The sequence below is a fragment of the Caballeronia sp. HLA56 genome, from assembly GCF_054655155.1.
In genome coordinates this window covers 839,909-854,225 of sequence record NZ_BAAHOB010000001.1, presented here as the reverse complement: position 1 = coordinate 854,225, position 14,317 = coordinate 839,909, and the positions used below count along the sequence as shown (strand labels likewise).

16 protein-coding genes and 2 riboswitches are annotated in these 14,317 nt (G+C 59.7%); of the genes, 8 read left to right on the top strand and 8 right to left on the bottom strand.

Annotated elements, in window-relative coordinates:
• Nucleotides 1-26 precede the first annotated feature (26 nt).
• Complete coding sequence (locus ACYQ47_RS04015) at nucleotides 27-233, top strand: hypothetical protein (protein WP_244829485.1); 207 nt, start codon at nucleotides 27-29, stop codon at nucleotides 231-233.
• A gap of 6 nt (nucleotides 234-239) precedes the next feature.
• Here the strand turns inward: ACYQ47_RS04015 and ppk2 are convergent, their stop codons facing one another.
• The gene (gene ppk2, locus ACYQ47_RS04010; protein ID WP_244829486.1) at nucleotides 240-1,136 is read right to left on the bottom strand and encodes a polyphosphate kinase 2; all 897 of its coding nucleotides are present in this window, start codon (nucleotides 1,134-1,136) and stop codon (nucleotides 240-242) included.
• Between the two features lie 212 nt (nucleotides 1,137-1,348).
• Here ppk2 and lhpI point away from each other — a divergent pair, with 212 nt between their 5' ends.
• Nucleotides 1,349-2,293, top strand: coding sequence for a bifunctional Delta(1)-pyrroline-2-carboxylate/Delta(1)-piperideine-2-carboxylate reductase (lhpI, locus tag ACYQ47_RS04005; RefSeq protein WP_459904549.1), 945 nt, complete (start codon nucleotides 1,349-1,351; stop codon nucleotides 2,291-2,293).
• Nucleotides 2,294-2,306: 13 nt separating this feature from the next.
• Nucleotides 2,307-2,684 carry a hypothetical protein gene (locus ACYQ47_RS04000; RefSeq protein WP_309960173.1) on the top strand — a complete coding sequence of 126 codons (378 nt, stop codon included), beginning with the start codon at nucleotides 2,307-2,309 and terminating at the stop codon, nucleotides 2,682-2,684.
• 54 nt (nucleotides 2,685-2,738) lie between these two features.
• Here the strand turns inward: ACYQ47_RS04000 and ACYQ47_RS03995 are convergent, their stop codons facing one another.
• The 3 genes from ACYQ47_RS03995 to ACYQ47_RS03985 form a co-directional block, all read right to left on the bottom strand.
• Nucleotides 2,739-3,053 (bottom strand): antibiotic biosynthesis monooxygenase family protein, encoded by a 315-nt coding sequence (locus ACYQ47_RS03995; protein ID WP_250467245.1) that lies wholly within the window; start codon nucleotides 3,051-3,053, stop codon nucleotides 2,739-2,741.
• A gap of 39 nt (nucleotides 3,054-3,092) precedes the next feature.
• Nucleotides 3,093-3,464 (bottom strand): DUF1428 domain-containing protein, encoded by a 372-nt coding sequence (locus ACYQ47_RS03990; RefSeq protein ID WP_250467237.1) that lies wholly within the window; start codon nucleotides 3,462-3,464, stop codon nucleotides 3,093-3,095.
• 61 nt (nucleotides 3,465-3,525) lie between these two features.
• On the bottom strand, nucleotides 3,526-4,074 hold the full coding sequence (locus ACYQ47_RS03985; RefSeq protein WP_459904547.1) for a histidine phosphatase family protein: 549 nt from the start codon (nucleotides 4,072-4,074) through the stop codon (nucleotides 3,526-3,528).
• A 41-nt stretch (nucleotides 4,075-4,115) separates the two neighbouring features.
• A riboswitch (cobalamin riboswitch) is annotated at nucleotides 4,116-4,239 on the top strand.
• A 36-nt stretch (nucleotides 4,240-4,275) separates the two neighbouring features.
• On the opposite strand from ACYQ47_RS03985, the gene ACYQ47_RS03980 reads away from it, so the two are divergent.
• Nucleotides 4,276-4,506: a CbtB domain-containing protein gene (locus ACYQ47_RS03980; protein ID WP_459904826.1), complete on the top strand. Its 231-nt coding sequence runs from the start codon at nucleotides 4,276-4,278 to the stop codon at nucleotides 4,504-4,506.
• Between the two features lie 9 nt (nucleotides 4,507-4,515).
• Nucleotides 4,516-5,298 (top strand): CbtA family protein, encoded by a 783-nt coding sequence (locus ACYQ47_RS03975; protein WP_250493490.1) that lies wholly within the window; start codon nucleotides 4,516-4,518, stop codon nucleotides 5,296-5,298.
• Nucleotides 5,299-5,359: 61 nt separating this feature from the next.
• On the opposite strand, the gene ACYQ47_RS03970 is transcribed toward ACYQ47_RS03975, so the two are convergent.
• The 4 genes from ACYQ47_RS03970 to ACYQ47_RS03955 are packed head-to-tail and all read right to left on the bottom strand — an operon-like array spanning nucleotide 5,360 to nucleotide 7,878.
• Nucleotides 5,360-5,596 carry a DUF1289 domain-containing protein gene (locus ACYQ47_RS03970; protein ID WP_250526779.1) on the bottom strand — a complete coding sequence of 79 codons (237 nt, stop codon included), beginning with the start codon at nucleotides 5,594-5,596 and terminating at the stop codon, nucleotides 5,360-5,362.
• On the bottom strand, nucleotides 5,593-6,894 hold the full coding sequence (locus ACYQ47_RS03965; RefSeq protein WP_459904544.1) for a cobyrinate a,c-diamide synthase: 1,302 nt from the start codon (nucleotides 6,892-6,894) through the stop codon (nucleotides 5,593-5,595). Before ACYQ47_RS03965 ends, ACYQ47_RS03970 begins: the two co-directional genes overlap by 4 nt.
• A 4-nt stretch (nucleotides 6,895-6,898) precedes the next feature.
• Nucleotides 6,899-7,501: a cob(I)yrinic acid a,c-diamide adenosyltransferase gene (gene cobO / locus ACYQ47_RS03960; RefSeq protein WP_244829493.1), complete on the bottom strand. Its 603-nt coding sequence runs from the start codon at nucleotides 7,499-7,501 to the stop codon at nucleotides 6,899-6,901.
• Nucleotides 7,498-7,878 (bottom strand): cobalamin biosynthesis protein, encoded by a 381-nt coding sequence (locus ACYQ47_RS03955; protein WP_459904542.1) that lies wholly within the window; start codon nucleotides 7,876-7,878, stop codon nucleotides 7,498-7,500. The genes cobO and ACYQ47_RS03955 overlap by 4 nt, the downstream gene beginning before the upstream one ends.
• Nucleotides 7,879-7,994: 116 nt before the next feature.
• A riboswitch (cobalamin riboswitch) is annotated at nucleotides 7,995-8,245 on the top strand.
• A gap of 145 nt (nucleotides 8,246-8,390) precedes the next feature.
• Between ACYQ47_RS03955 and cobW the strand changes: the two genes are divergently transcribed.
• The 3 genes from cobW to ACYQ47_RS03940 are packed head-to-tail and all read left to right on the top strand — an operon-like array spanning nucleotide 8,391 to nucleotide 14,254.
• Nucleotides 8,391-9,470: a cobalamin biosynthesis protein CobW gene (cobW, locus tag ACYQ47_RS03950; RefSeq protein WP_459904540.1), complete on the top strand. Its 1,080-nt coding sequence runs from the start codon at nucleotides 8,391-8,393 to the stop codon at nucleotides 9,468-9,470.
• Between the two features lie 3 nt (nucleotides 9,471-9,473).
• Entirely contained in the window at nucleotides 9,474-13,247 is a 3,774-nt protein-coding gene (cobN, locus tag ACYQ47_RS03945; RefSeq protein WP_459904538.1) for a cobaltochelatase subunit CobN, read from the top strand.
• Nucleotides 13,244-14,254: an ATP-binding protein gene (locus ACYQ47_RS03940; protein WP_250467222.1), complete on the top strand. Its 1,011-nt coding sequence runs from the start codon at nucleotides 13,244-13,246 to the stop codon at nucleotides 14,252-14,254. Before cobN ends, ACYQ47_RS03940 begins: the two co-directional genes overlap by 4 nt.
• Nucleotides 14,255-14,317 lie beyond the last annotated feature (63 nt).

The following is a 14,317-nucleotide window of genomic DNA, read 5'->3' as shown; positions in this document are numbered from 1 at the left end:
TTCTTATATGGAAATGGGAGCTAAAGATGAAAGCATTAATTGCCCGACAACTGTATCAACCAGCCGTGGTGCTGCCACTGCTGCTACTCATGCGCCTGATGGTCACCCTTGACTTCAACCTCGCGCAAGTCATGTTCGTGATGGTGTTCAAGGGTTCGCAGCAAGCGTATCAGTTTGCCATTCGCCGCACGCTGCACCGTCAGGAACACATCGGGTGCAGTCACTGCTGCTAAAGCGCTTTAGTAAATCTCCGGGACGTACATGGTCTCCGGCACGGGCTGCCGCAAATAATCCGGATTGAATACGCGCTCGGGCAGCGTGATCGCAGAGTGCTCGATCTCGTGATACGGCACCTGACTCAACAGATGATGCATGCAGTTCAGCCGCGCACGCTTCTTGTCGACGGCCTGAACCACCCACCACGGCGCTTCGGGAATGTGCGAACGCTGCAGCATGACTTCCTTAGCGGCTGTATAGGCTTCCCAGCGGCGTCGGCTTTCGAGGTCCATCGGACTCAGCTTCCACTGCTTTAGCGGATCTTCAATACGCGCCTCGAAGCGCACTTCCTGTTCGTCATCGGTAATAGAAAACCAGTACTTGATGATCTGAACGCCGCTACGCACGAGCATCTTTTCGAACTCGGGCACGGAACGGAAGAACTCTTCGTATTCGGCGTCAGTACAGAAGTTCATCACGCGTTCTACTCCCGCGCGGTTATACCAGCTTCGATCGAACAGAACGATTTCGCCGCCTGCCGGAAGATGCGATACGTAACGCTGGAAATACCATTGCGTGCGTTCACGATTATTCGGCGCAGGCAGAGCAGCGACGCGGCACACGCGTGGGTTCAGCCGCTGCGTGATGCGCTTGATCGCACCGCCTTTACCGGCCGCATCGCGGCCTTCAAAAATCACCACGAGTCTATGGCCCGTATGCACGACCCAATCCTGCAACTTCACCAGTTCGCCCTGCAAGCGAAATAGCTCGCGGAAATAGGTCTTACGAAGCTGCCGTTCCTCGTCGGAGAACGCTGCCTCGCCATCCAGGAAGCGGTCGTCGATCTCCATTTCGAACTCTTCGTCGTAGCTGTCGATCAGGTCGGCATGGAAGCGGCGCTGCTTGTCCATCTCGTTCATTGGGGGCTCCGTGGGCGGCTTGCCGCTGCAATTTTTGCGGCGCAGATTGCTTGATTATGACTGTATTCGAAGGCAATCATATGACGGCGTACGCAACGCTTTGCGCGTTTAGCGCATCAAGGGCAAATTGTCGAGGTCGCTTACGCCGTTAGAATGTTGCGATATTTCAGTGGCATTGCGATGGCAACTTTCCCTTCCGAGGTCAAGACACGATGAATCAAACCTCAAGCGCGATTCCAATTTTCGACGCCGAACGCACCGCGCAGCTCGTTCCTTATGACCGCCTGGTCGACACGCTCGCCGCCACCATGCTCGATTACGCGGCGGGCCGTATCGTGAGTCCGGAGCGCATGGTGGTGCCGCTTGCACAAGGAGGGATCATGTTGTCGATGCCTGCAAGCGCGGCGGACTTGGCCATGCACAAGCTCGTCAACGTGTGCGCGGGTAACGGTGCGCTTGGTTTGCCCACGATTCACGGACAGGTCACCGCATTCGATGCCGTCACCGGCGTGCCGCAATTCATGCTCGACGGCCCAACTTTAACGGGGCGCAGAACGGCGGCGGTATCGATGCTCGCTATCCGCGCTCTAAGCGCGCAGCCGCCGAAACAAGTGCTGGTGATCGGTACGGGCAAGCAGGCGGCCTACCATGCGGAGGCGATCGCAAGCGTTTATCCCGATGCATCGATCATCGTCCAGGGGTCGCGAGCCGAGCGTGCGAATGCCTTTTGCAAGGCCTACGCAGCGGCTTTGCCAAAGCTCGCGGCGCTTGAAAGCTCAAACATTCCCGAAGCTGTCGATGTCGTCATCACCGCGACTACCAGCAAGCAGCCTGTCTATACGCTGCCGGCGCGAGCAGATCGGTTGGTCATCGGTGTTGGCGCCTTTACGCCTGATGCGGCAGAAATAGCGTCGGGCATTATCGATTCAAGCGCTTTGTATGTCGATGACCCGGCAGGCGCGCGCCATGAAGCGGGGGATTTCATCCTTGCCGGTGTGAAATGGGAGAACGTCAATTCACTTGCACAAGCAATCACGGCAAGGGTGAAAAACGAACGCCCGGTCGTATTTAAATCCGTCGGATGCGCGGCATGGGATCTCGCTGCATGTCGAGTTGCTAGAGCTTTATTGTTAGACAAAAACAACCGCGCTATTTAAGGCGCTAGCTGGCTTGGAACGTTCCTTGCTGAATGTCTGTTCAATCGAAAGCTGGCGCAAGCGCCTTTGCACCCAAATGAACAGACCCATGAATAGCCGATACGACACCAGATGGACGCCCGGTTTTCCCGCGCGCAACGACGGGAATGATGGATCAGGCGGTGCGTCCGCACAGCCTAACGCGGCGCCGCCGGCTGCTTACTTTATCTCCGTGCTGGAGCTTGCGACTGGCGAGAAGCTGGGCAATGACGAACGCTTACGCGCCGTCGCCATGCTTGAATCGCAGTTTGGCGAGGGACGTCCACGTACGCTTAAGGAGGCCGTGCGCATTTGTGCCGGAGCCATCGATTCATCGACATTGCAGCGAATGGCGCGTGGCGCTAAGGCTTAGGAAGGCCTTAGCGAGCGACGCAATTCGTTCACGGTCTTGTAAGACAGGCGGCTCTTATTTAACCGTCTGAATCACTTCGAAGCCTTCGAATTCCGGGTGGCCTAAGTAAAGCTGCCTGGTTTCTCCGCCCGCATTGCGATGCGCGGCGCGAAATGCATCCGACTGAGTCCACTGTTCGAACGCAGCATGGTTTGTCCAGATCGTGTGACTCGAATAGAGGACATGGTCATCCCGCGTCGGTCCCTTTAGCAGATGGAACTCCACGAAGCCCGGCACTTCCTTGAGATGCGTGTCGCGGCTTGTCCAGAGATGTTCGAAATCGGCTTCCGCGCCTGGAACAATCTTGAAGCGGTTCATGGCAATGTACATGTCGATATGGCTCCTTGGTTTTAGGCATTCGAAAAATAATCAGGCCTTTGACAGTTCGACCAGCGTCCTGAAGCCGCCGAAGAACATGCGTTTGGGATCGAACGGCGGTTCGCCGTTTTCCATCATGCTCTTAAGACGCGAGTCTTCCATTACTTTGGCGTTGACGGCGTCACGCTGTTCGCGCGATTCATAGACGATCCACGAGAACACCACCGTTTCGCCTTCCTTGAGCTGTACGCTTCGAGGGAACGAGGTGAGCTCGCCTGGCTTAACATCGTCGGCAATACATTCGACAAACTGCAGCGCGCCATACTCCAGCCATATTTTGCCCGCTGCATCGGCCATGCTGCGATACGCGTCGACCTTGTCGATCGGCACTGGTACGACGAAACCATCCACATAGTGCGCCATTGCTGTCTCCTTTGAGCGAACCAGTCGCTGCTTGCTTTGAGCACCGGGCGGCCATCTAAGTTCAGGAGGGCACGTACGTCCATTTGCCTTCCGCGAACTTGAGCAAGACGGACGACAGCGGCGCGAGATCCATCTTGAGTATCGACGACAACGGTTCGTCGCGCACGATACAGAGCGCCGCCTTCATGACGATGGCGTGCGTTACGACTATGCAGCATTCGTGCTCCGTATTCGAAGCAAGCCCCTCGAGCGCTTTCTCAACGCGCTTTGACAGCATTGCCACGCTCTCGCCGCCATGCGGCCTTGCATGGGGATCGGAAAGCCACGCCGCAACGTCTTGAGGCTCGCGCTCACTAATCTCGCGAATGGAACGACCGCGCCATTCTCCATAGTCGATATCGTCGAATGCGACATCGATCGAAAAATCTGTCGTGATCCAAGCCGCTGTTTCGCAAGCAACGCGGGCCGGGCTGGATGTGACGCGGCTTGGCTCGCCCGGGACATCGAGCGTGCATTTAGCCTGTTCGACAGGCTCGTCGCCTTGCGGAAAACGCCCGCTTTTCATGGCATGCGTGGCGGCGTGGCACAGCAAAATCAGTGTCGATTGCATAGGCTTTAGCTCATGGTCGTTTTACTTTGCCGGCAATCATCATAGAATGGCAAGCCTGCAGTGCGAGGAAGCCGGTGGAAGCCCGGCACGGTCGCGCCACTGTATGCGGTTCGCGCTAAGAGCGCGATGCCGCGAGTCAGACCCCGCTGCATGCTCTTCGTCTATCGGGACGCGCTTTTCCCTGGAGAAATTTCAATGAATATGTCCAACGCGCCGGCTTTTTCCGCTGGCATTGCAACGCCCGCTAACGATGCGCCGGTCCCCATTCCGGTGCGTGAGGTCCTTCCTTGGGCCGTTTTTATCGGCCTCGTTCTGCTGATCGCGATTTATTTCGTCAGCGCCGAGCAAGGTGCAACGTCCATTATCTCGGGCATGTACGTCCACGAATTCGTTCACGATGGCCGACACTTGCTCGGCTTTCCGTGCCACTGAGGACGAAGCATGATTCGCAACTTGCTTATACGCGGCATGGTCGCGGGACTCGTCGCGGGCCTGATCGGCTTTGGCTTTGCGCGCGGCTTCGGCGAACCTTCAGTTGCTCGGGCTATCGCGTTCGAGGAACAGCACGAGCATGCACAAGCGCCCGCACACGATCATCACGATGAAGCGGCGGCAGCGCAATCGCATAGTCACGGTGATGATGAAGAACTCGTTAGCCGGGACACGCAAGCGGGTTTGGGCTTACTAACGGGCGTGGTGGTATTCGGCACGGCTTTAGGCGGTATTTTCTCGCTGATCTTTGCCTTGGCTTATGGGCGGCTCGGCTCGTTGCATGCGCGCGGAACGTCGGTTTTGCTTGCGCTCATTGGTTTCGTTAGCGTTGCGCTCGTGCCGTTCATCAAATATCCCCCAAACCCGCCCGCCGTGGGCAATGCCGAAACCATCGGTCCGCGTACGGCGCTTTTCTTCGGCATGGTGGCCATATCAATCGTCGGCGCGGTGTTCGCGGTCTATGCGCAGCGACGCTTGCAGGCGCGTCGCGGCAACTGGAACGCGGCGCTTATTGCGGCGGCTGGTTATGTCGTCTTGATGGTTATCGCGCAAGTGGCACTGCCTTCTGTCGACGAAGTACCCGCCGACTTTTCCGCGTCGTTGTTGTGGAATTTCAGGCTGACTGCCGTCGGTATTCAAGCATTGATCTGGGCAACGCTTGGACTGCTCTTCGGCGCGCTTGCGTCACGTGAACTCGAGCGTCCGGCAGCGCGTCGCATGGCCGCTGCCTGAATCGAATGCTCGATGGATGTCAAAAGGCCCGCGTCGCTTGAGCACGAGCGCGAGCCTTCGTTCATTGCGAGGCCGCGCGCCGCTCAAGCAACTGGTCGAACAACGCGAGCTTCGCGTGATCGTCCATCGTTCTAAAGAATTTAATTTCCTCGCGGCTTCTAAAGCATCCCGCGCACAGGCCGCTCGATGCGTCGAGCTTGCAAACGCCGGTGCACGGCGAGCCGATTGGCTCCTGCGCGCTGGCGCGTTCGATCATCTCGGCGAGATCGCGTGGCCCGATTTCGGTCGATGTCGTCATAGCGCTTCGCCGCGAAAGAGCGCAGCCATTGCTGCAGGATTCGAGGGCCAGTAAGCGTGCATGTAAGTGGCCGTTATCGCGCCATGACGATAAAGCGCTTCGCCCTGCGCACCTGTCGTTGCGTGCGTGGCTGTCGTGAAAGGCTGCATCGATGTCTTGAGCGTCGAATAGTGAAAGGTGTGGCCGGTGAGTGGACCGTGGGCGGTGTCGACTCGTTGCATCGCCAGCCGCGAAAGACGGCGTTGCATGGTGGCGTCGCCGGGAAGGGCGCTTAGCATTGAATGACGATTGCCTTCGACATCCGTCAGTGCGTCGAGCAGGTAGAGCATACCGCCGCATTCCGCGACTACCGCGCGATTGCGCGCGATATGTTCTTTTATCGAAGCGCGCGTGCACGCATTGGAAGCAAGCGTCGCGGCATGAAGCTCGGGATAGCCGCCGGGCAAGTAGAGCGCATCGACATGGGCGGGTACGGGCTCATCCGCTAGCGGGGAAAAATAGCTGACGCTTGCGCCCGATGCCTTTAGCAAATCGACATTTGCGGGATAAATAAATGAAAACGCGGCGTCCCGCGCGATCGCAATGTGCAATCCGTCGAGAAGACGCGGCGGTTCACTTAGCGTGATGTCGTCGTCGAAGCGAACGAGCGGCGGCAAATCGGCAAGCGTGGTCGCGGCAATGGCATCGGCGGCGCGGTCGAGACGCGCATCCAGGTCCGCCACTTCCCGCGCTTGAGTAAGGCCGAGGTGACGTTCGGGTAGCGCGATATCGTCCGCGTTCGAAAAATGACCGCAATAGCGCAGCCCTTCGGGGATGGCTTCGGCCAGCATCTGTGCATGGCGCGCAGACGCCACGCGATTTGCAAGCACGCCGTGAAACGGCACATCAGGCCGATAACGCGCAAGTCCGAACGCAAGCGCGCCGAAGGTTTGCGCCATGCCATGCGCGCCGATTACCGCAAGCACGGGCACATTGAACGCAGCGGCGAGATCGGCGCTGCTCGGCGTGCCATCGAAGAGGCCCATTACGCCTTCGATCAAAATAAGGTCGGCTTCCTTGGCGGCCGCGGAAAGCATCGCGCGGCACGCTTCCAGTCCGACCATCCAAAGATGCAGCGAATAAACGGGCGACCCGCATGCCCGCTCGAGAATCATCGGATCGAGAAAATCCGGCCCGGTCTTGAAGACGCGCACGCGCCTGCCTTGCCGCGTGTGATGACGCGCAAGCGCGGCCGTCACCGTGGTCTTGCCTTGATGCGACGCGCTCGCGCCGATGAAGAGTGCGGGACAGTCTGCCATTGCGTCAAAACTCGACGCCGCGTTGCGCCTTGACGCCCTGCTCGCGATAAGGGTGCTTTACGAGGCGCATTTCGGTGACGAGATCGGCTATTTCTATGAGCTCATCGGCCGCGTGTCGTCCCGTCACGACGACATGCAGCATGGCCGGCCGTGCCTTGAGCACGCCGAGTACTTCCTCAAGCGGCAAATATTCGTACTTGAGCACGGCATTGAGCTCGTCCAGCACGACCATCTGATACTCGCCGCTTTGGATCATGCGTCGTGCTTCGTCCCATCCCTTGCGCGCCGTGGCGATGTCCGCCTCGCGATTTTGCGTGTTCCACGTATAGCCATCGCCCATCGTCACGAAATCGCAATGCGCGATTGCGCCAAGGAAATCGCGTTCCGACGTATGCAGCGCGCCTTTGATAAATTGCACCACGCCGAGTTTCATGCCGTGCCCGAGCACGCGCATGGCCATGCCGAATGCAGCGGTGGTCTTGCCTTTGCCGTTGCCGGTATTGACGATCAACAGGCCCTTTTCATGGTCGGCGGCGGCCTGCTTTTTTTCATGGCCTTCCTTGCGCCGCTGGGTCATGCGCAAATGCGATTCGGTATCGGTTTTCATGCTTGTTTCTTCGATGGTGTCTCTGCAATAGCGACCGTCACGCCGCCCGCGATAGTCTTGTGCACGACGAGCCGGCCGCCGCTGGCAATGAGCGCGCAAGGCTCGCATACGCCGTCGACATTCAAATGCCGCCTTGCCTGCGATAAGAATTCCCCAGGCGCGCGCTTGATTTGATCGGCGCTAAAGAAATCCACGCGCAATTGATGACGCTCGCAAAATGCGAGCAATCCTGCTTCGTCTTTCTTAGCGTCGATGCTTGCCACGCTGACGATATCGGCAAATGCGAGCGTGCCAAGCGCACCACGCACAGCGCGTTCTATTGCTTCGGCGCTTACGCCGCGGCGGCAGCCGATGCCGATGACGAGCGCGGCGCTCATGCTAAACGAAGCCAATTCATGGAGGTCGACTTGAAAAGCCTTAAGGCGGAGGAAAGATACCATACCGGACGCTTAGGCAGGCACCATGCTTTCTTGACGCCTAACCCCGCTAGCCCTAGACTTTCAATAGTTCAGGTGCTCGCGCGCCAAGTCTTTAGCGCGCAGTTGAACGGGAAACAGGAAGCGCGCGTTCAGGCGAACGCAAGCCAACCTGTGCTGCCCCCGCAACGGTAAGCGAAAGCCACGCATGACATGCGCGGCAAGCCGGTTTCAAAGCCACTGTGCTAGGCGTTCAAAGCGTCCGGCGCGGGAAGGCGAAGCGGCTATTTTCGTCAGCCCGGATACCGGCCAGAATTACCGAAGGGATTTCCTTAGCCGCGGGGTTGCGGCGTATCCCCAGATCCACCGAGTCGTGCGCTTTTCCATGTCCATGCCGCTGCAAAGGTCGAATAGACCGCATCGCGCACACCATCACGCATAGGGCGCACGCATCAATCAAGCACGGAGCAACGATGCAAACGCGCAAGATCCCCGTCACGGTCGTGACCGGCTTCCTCGGCAGCGGCAAAACCACGCTGATGCGGCACATTCTTTCGAACGCGCAGGGCAAGCGCATCGCGGTCATCGTCAACGAGTTCGGCGAGCTCGGTATCGATGGAGAAATTCTCAAGGGCTGCGGCATCGGTTGCGACGACGAAGCAGGCTCCGCCGAACGCAATCTCTATGAACTCGCGAACGGTTGCTTGTGTTGCACCGTGCAGGAAGAGTTTTATCCGGTGATGGAGCAACTGCTTGAACGGCGCGACAGGATCGATCACGTGTTGATCGAAACGTCCGGGCTTGCCTTGCCCAAGCCGCTCGTGCAGGCCTTCAACTGGCCGTCCATCAAGAACGCCTTCACCGTGGACGCGGTCGTTACCGTGGTCGACGGTCCGGCTGCGGCAAGCGGTCAGTTCGCGGCAAATCCCATCGCCGTCGATGCGCAGCGCAAGGCCGATCCGAATCTCGATCACGAATCGCCGTTGCATGAGTTGTTTGAAGACCAACTGTCGTCGGCGGATCTCGTCATCGTCAACAAGACCGATCTCATGGATGCCGCCGCGTTGAGCAAGGTCGATGCGCTCGTGCGCCCCGAGATTCCGCCCGAAGTGAAGATCGTTCCCGCGCAGATGGGCAAACTCGACGTGCATGCGCTGCTCGGCTTGCAATCCGCATCGGAAGAGACCATTCATCTGCGGCACGACCATCATGGCTCGCCCGACGAAGACGGTCATGCGGATCATCATCACGACGAGTTCGATTCCGTGGTGGTCGCAGCGGATGTCGAGTCGCGCGAACAGCTGCTTGCGGCACTGCACGTGCTGGTGGAAAAGCACACGATTTACCGTGTGAAGGGCTTCGCGGCGTTGCCGGGTGCCGCCATGCGGCTCGTCGTGCAAGGCGTGGGGCGACGCTTCGACAGTTACTTCGACAGGCGCTGGAACGAAGGCGAGGCATCGAGTCGCTTCGTGCTTATCGGCGAGGACCTCGACCGCGAAACGCTGCAACGTGCCTTCGTTTCCGCGTTGCAGAACTTACCCGTGCAGGCCTGAGCGATGCATCTGCTGCGCACGACTCCGGGAGGCTTCGTCGACGACGCAGCAGGCGTGATGCGGATAGAGCAGACGCGCGCGCCCATCGTCGTGCTCAGTTCGGCCGATACCACGCTCGCGCTGCTCGCAAGCGTCTTTCCACGTCTCGGCCCCGGCTTTCCGGAAGTGCGGCTCGCAAATCAATCGTTCCTGCGCCAGAACGCTTCGGTCGACTTTTATGTCGACGACATTCTGCGTCATGCAAAGGTCGTCATCGTCGATCATCTCGGCGGCGAATCGTATTGGCCCTACGGTATCGAGCGTCTCGTCGCTTTGGCAAAGCGCGAAAAGCAAATGCTCGCCATGTTTTCGGGCGATCTTGCGGAAGACCCGAATCTCATCGGCAAGAGTACGGCCGATGCCGCGTTCTGCCGCGACCTGTCGCGCTATTTACGTGAAGGCGGCGCGCGCAATGCCGAAGAGTTTCTACGCGCCATTGCGCATCGCGCGTTCGGTTGGGGACGCGAAGCGCACGCGCCGAGCGCGTTGCCCGCGGTCGCGATCTATCACCCCGAGCGCGAAAGCGCTTCTAGCGACGATTGGCGCGAACGCTGGACCGAAGGCGCGCCGGTGGTTGCCATTCTTTTCTATCGCGCACACCTTCAATCAGGCAACACCGCTGTGTTCGATGCATTCATCGAAGCGCTCGAACGCGAGGGCATGAATCCGCTGCCCATTGCGATTGCATCGCTCAAGGAAAGTCTGAGCCGCGAAGTAGTGGAGCGTTTGTGCGCGCAGCATGGTGCATCGCTCGTGCTCAATACCACGGCGTTCGCTGCGGGCGTGATCGGAGAAAGCGAAGCATTCGAAGTGGCCGGCGATGCGCCCGTGATGCAAGTGATCTTGAGCGGGGGCAATCGCGATGACTGGCAGAAGGACAATCAAGGCCTGAATTCGCGCGATGTCGCCATGCACGTGGCGCTCCCCGAGGTGGATGGCCGTATCATCACGCGAGCGGTGAGCTTCAAGGGGCTTGCTTATCGATGCCCGCATACGCAGGTCGACGTGGTGCGTTATCAAGCCGATACCGAGCGCATGCGCTTCGTCGCCGAACTCAGCGCGCGCTGGTGCAAGCTCAGACATACGCCGAACGAGCGCAAGCGCATCGCGCTTGTCTTGGCGAATTATCCGGCGAGCGAAGGGCGCATTGGCAACGGCGTGGGACTGGACACGCCGGCATCGGCCATCAACATCTTGCAGTTGCTCGAGCGTGAAGGCTATCGCTTAGACCAGATTCCCGAACATGGCGATGCGCTCATCGAAGCGCTTACACGAGGCGTGACGAACGACCCTGTCGTGCGCGATCTTCGCCCGGCCCTGCAAAGTCTTGCGCTCGAAGATTATCTCGATGCCTATCGCGCGTTGCCGCTGGATGCACGGCAAGCACTGGAAAAGACATGGGGCGCGCCTGAAGACGATCCGACGATACGGCGCGGCCGCTTCATGATTGCAGGCTTGCGTTGCGGTGAAGTGTTCATCGGCATTCAGCCTTCGCGCTCGCGCGAGCGCAACGATTATGCGAGCTATCACGATGCCGAGCTCGTGCCGCCGCATGCGTATCTCGCGTTTTATTTTTGGTTGCGCTTGCGTTTCCAGGCCGATGCGCTCGTGCATGTCGGCAAGCATGGCAGCCTCGAATGGCTGCCGGGCAAGAGCGTTGCGTTGTCGGCATCGTGCTGGCCCGATCTCATTCTCGGTCCCATGCCGCATCTCTATCCGTTCATCGTGAACGATCCGGGCGAAGGAAGTCAGGCCAAGCGTCGCGCGCAGGCGGTCATCATCGACCATCTGATGCCGCCGCTCACGCGTGCCGAAAACTATGGGCCGCTGCAGGATCTCGAACGACAAGTGGACGAATACTACGAAGCGCTCATGGTCGATACGCGCCGCGCGAAGCTGCTGCGCAAGTCCATCCTCGCGAACATCGTCGAGAACAGGTTGCATGAGGAACTCGGGCTCGACGCACCGGGCGACTTGCAGGGTGAAGACACACTGCTTACGCGTGCCGATGCCTATCTGTGCGAACTCAAGGAAGCGCAGATACGCGATGGTCTGCATGTGTTCGGCGTATCGCCCGAAGGCGTGCAAAGGCGCGATACGCTGCTCGCATTGGGCCGTTTTCCGACCGGCGACGGACGTGGTGCGAATGCAAGTCTCATCACGGCCATGGCGCGCGATCTCGCGCTCGGTGAAGCGTTCGATCCGCTCGATGCCGACTGGGCGGCGCCATGGAATGGACCTCGCCCCGACGCGCTTCAAAACGCGGTCGACGCGCCTTGGCGGCATCATGGCGATACACGCGAACGCCTCGAATCGTTAGCATTGCAACTATTTCAAGGCGATGCCGAATCGCCGGGGCCGCAAACGACGCTGGTGCTCGAACGCTTGCAAGGCGATGTGCTCGCGCGTCTTGACGCGTGTGGTCCGCAAGAGCTCGAGCAACTGAAGCGCGGGCTTGAGGGCCGCTTCGTGCCGCCTGGTCCGAGCGGTTCTCCATCGCGCGGCAGACCGGACGTGTTGCCTACCGGACGCAATTTTTATTCGGTCGACACACGCGCATTGCCGACGCAGGCCGCATGGTCCATCGGCCTCAAGTCGGCCAATCTGCTGGTGGAAAGACACGTGCAGGATCACGGCGATTTCCCGCGCGCCATCGGCCTTTCCGTGTGGGGCACGGCGACCATGCGCACTGGCGGCGACGATATGGCCCAGGCGTTCGCACTGATCGGCGTACGGCCGAAGTGGGCGGCGGGAAGCAATCGCGTGACGGACTTCGAGATACTGCCAATCTCCATCTTCAACCGGCCGCGTATCGACGTTACCTTGCGCGTATCGGGGTTCTTTCGCGACGCCTTCGCCAATCTCATGCATCTTTTCGATGCGGCGGTGCAAGCCGTCGCCGAACTCGAAGACGAGCCCGAGGATATCAATCCGATTCGCGCGCGCGTCATGCGTGAGCGCGATGAACTGATCGGTCGCGGTATGAATGCGAAAGAAGCGCGGCAACGTGCAGGCTGGCGCGTGTTCAGCACAAAGCCGGGCGCGTATGGCGCGGGCTTGCAGGAACTGATCGATGCGAAGCAATGGCAGAGCGACGCCGATCTCTCGGCCGCGTATCAAAGCACGGGAGGCTATGCGTATTCGCAGGCGCAAGACGGCGTGGATGCGCGAGCGAGCTTCGGCACGCGGCTTTCCGCGCTCGATGTCGTGCTTCAGAATCAAGATAACCGCGAGCACGATCTGCTGGACTCGAACGACTACCATCAGTTTCAGGGCGGCATGGTCGCGGCCGTGCGTTATCTTTCGGGCCTGCAACCGCAGGCGTATAACGCGGATCATAGCAATCCCGCCGCGCCGCGCGTGCGGACCTTGAACGAAGAAATTGCACGCGTGGTGCGCTCGCGCGTGGTCAATCCAAAATGGATCGACGGCGTCAAGCGTCACGGCTACAAAGGCGCATCCGAACTCGCTGCAACGGTGGATTATCTTTACGGATACGACGCCACGGCGCGTGTCGTATCGGATCATCAATACGCGCTCGTTACCGACGCTTACGTGAACGACGCAGACACGCGCGAGTTCATCACGCAGCACAATCCTCACGCGCTCCAATCGATATGCGAGCGTCTGCTCGAAGCCATGGAGCGCGGTTTATGGCAAGAGCCGGGCGGCTATCGCGCTGACGTGACGCGCCATTTGCTCGATGTCGAACTGCAACTCGAAGGCCGACAGACTTGAACCCGAACGACGCTGATTTTCCGGTGTTTCCCTTTACCGCGCTCGTCGGGCAGGAGGCCTTGCAGCAGGCGCTCGTGCTCGCGGCTATCGATCCGGCGCTTGGCGGCGTGCTCGTCAGCGGCCCACGCGGAACGGCGAAGTCCACTGCCGCACGCGCGCTTGCCGAGCTATTGCCCGAAGGCCGGCTCGTCACGCTGCCGCTCGGCGCAAGCGAAGAGCAGTTGATCGGCACGCTCGATATTCAAAGCGCCTTGCGCGACGGCGGCGTGACCTTTTCGCCGGGCTTGCTTGCAAAAGCGCATCTCGGCGTGCTCTATGTCGATGAAGTGAATCTGCTGCCCAACCCGCTCGTCGATCAGTTGCTGGATGTCGCGGCAAGCGGCGTGAACGTCATCGAGCGCGATGGTATTTCGCATCGGCATGAAGCGCGTTTCGTATTGATCGGCACGATGAATCCCGAAGAAGGCGAATTGCGTCCGCAATTGCTCGATCGCTTCGGGCTCGCGGTCGAATTGAACAATTGCTTCGATGCGAGCGTGCGGCAACGGATCGTCAGGGCGCGGCTCGCGTTCGATATGGATGCTGAAGCATTCTGCGCACGCCATGCCGACGCACAGTCCGCGCTAGCAGAACGCATTCATGCAGCACGTGCCGTGCTATTCGCGCTCGATCCGGACGACGCGGTGCATGCGCGCGTGAGCGCGCTTTGCATCGCCGCCCACGTGGATGGCTTGCGCGCCGATCTCGTGATGCTGCGTGCGGCGAGAGCGCTCGCGGCATTCGAAGGCGCGAGCAACGTGCAGACGCTTCATGTCGATCGCGTGGCCGACGCCGTGCTGAAGCATCGACGACGCGAGGCCGATGCATCGCAAGGCGAAGCGCCGCAGCAGCCCGCCCCGCGCGATAACGGCAGCACGAATGAAAGCGATTGGGGCTACATGCCGCCCGAGCCAGCAGGCACGGCGAAGGTCAAGCAAGTCAGACCGCTTGCCGCAAAAAAAGCCTGAGCCATCGGAGACACGAAGCGGATGCTCAAGAGCATCGTCTTCGATGGCGTGAAGCGCGGGCAC

Excerpts from the sequence above, each read along its gene's own strand:
- ACYQ47_RS04015 (WP_244829485.1), top strand. The coding sequence starts at position 27 with ATGAAAGCATTAATTGCCCGACAACTGTATCAACCAGCCGTGGTGCTG.
- ppk2 (WP_244829486.1), bottom strand. The coding sequence starts at position 1,136 with ATGAACGAGATGGACAAGCAGCGCCGCTTCCATGCCGACCTGATCGAC.
- lhpI (WP_459904549.1), top strand. The coding sequence starts at position 1,349 with ATGAATCAAACCTCAAGCGCGATTCCAATTTTCGACGCCGAACGCACC.
- ACYQ47_RS03995 (WP_250467245.1), bottom strand. The coding sequence starts at position 3,053 with ATGTACATTGCCATGAACCGCTTCAAGATTGTTCCAGGCGCGGAAGCC.
- ACYQ47_RS03990 (WP_250467237.1), bottom strand. The coding sequence starts at position 3,464 with ATGGCGCACTATGTGGATGGTTTCGTCGTACCAGTGCCGATCGACAAG.
- ACYQ47_RS03985 (WP_459904547.1), bottom strand. The coding sequence starts at position 4,074 with ATGCAATCGACACTGATTTTGCTGTGCCACGCCGCCACGCATGCCATG.
- ACYQ47_RS03980 (WP_459904826.1), top strand. The coding sequence starts at position 4,276 with ATGTCCAACGCGCCGGCTTTTTCCGCTGGCATTGCAACGCCCGCTAAC.
- ACYQ47_RS03975 (WP_250493490.1), top strand. The coding sequence starts at position 4,516 with ATGATTCGCAACTTGCTTATACGCGGCATGGTCGCGGGACTCGTCGCG.
- ACYQ47_RS03970 (WP_250526779.1), bottom strand. The coding sequence starts at position 5,596 with ATGACGACATCGACCGAAATCGGGCCACGCGATCTCGCCGAGATGATC.
- ACYQ47_RS03965 (WP_459904544.1), bottom strand. The coding sequence starts at position 6,894 with ATGGCAGACTGTCCCGCACTCTTCATCGGCGCGAGCGCGTCGCATCAA.
- cobO (WP_244829493.1), bottom strand. The coding sequence starts at position 7,501 with ATGAAAACCGATACCGAATCGCATTTGCGCATGACCCAGCGGCGCAAG.
- ACYQ47_RS03955 (WP_459904542.1), bottom strand. The coding sequence starts at position 7,878 with ATGAGCGCCGCGCTCGTCATCGGCATCGGCTGCCGCCGCGGCGTAAGC.
- cobW (WP_459904540.1), top strand. The coding sequence starts at position 8,391 with ATGCAAACGCGCAAGATCCCCGTCACGGTCGTGACCGGCTTCCTCGGC.
- cobN (WP_459904538.1), top strand. The coding sequence starts at position 9,474 with ATGCATCTGCTGCGCACGACTCCGGGAGGCTTCGTCGACGACGCAGCA.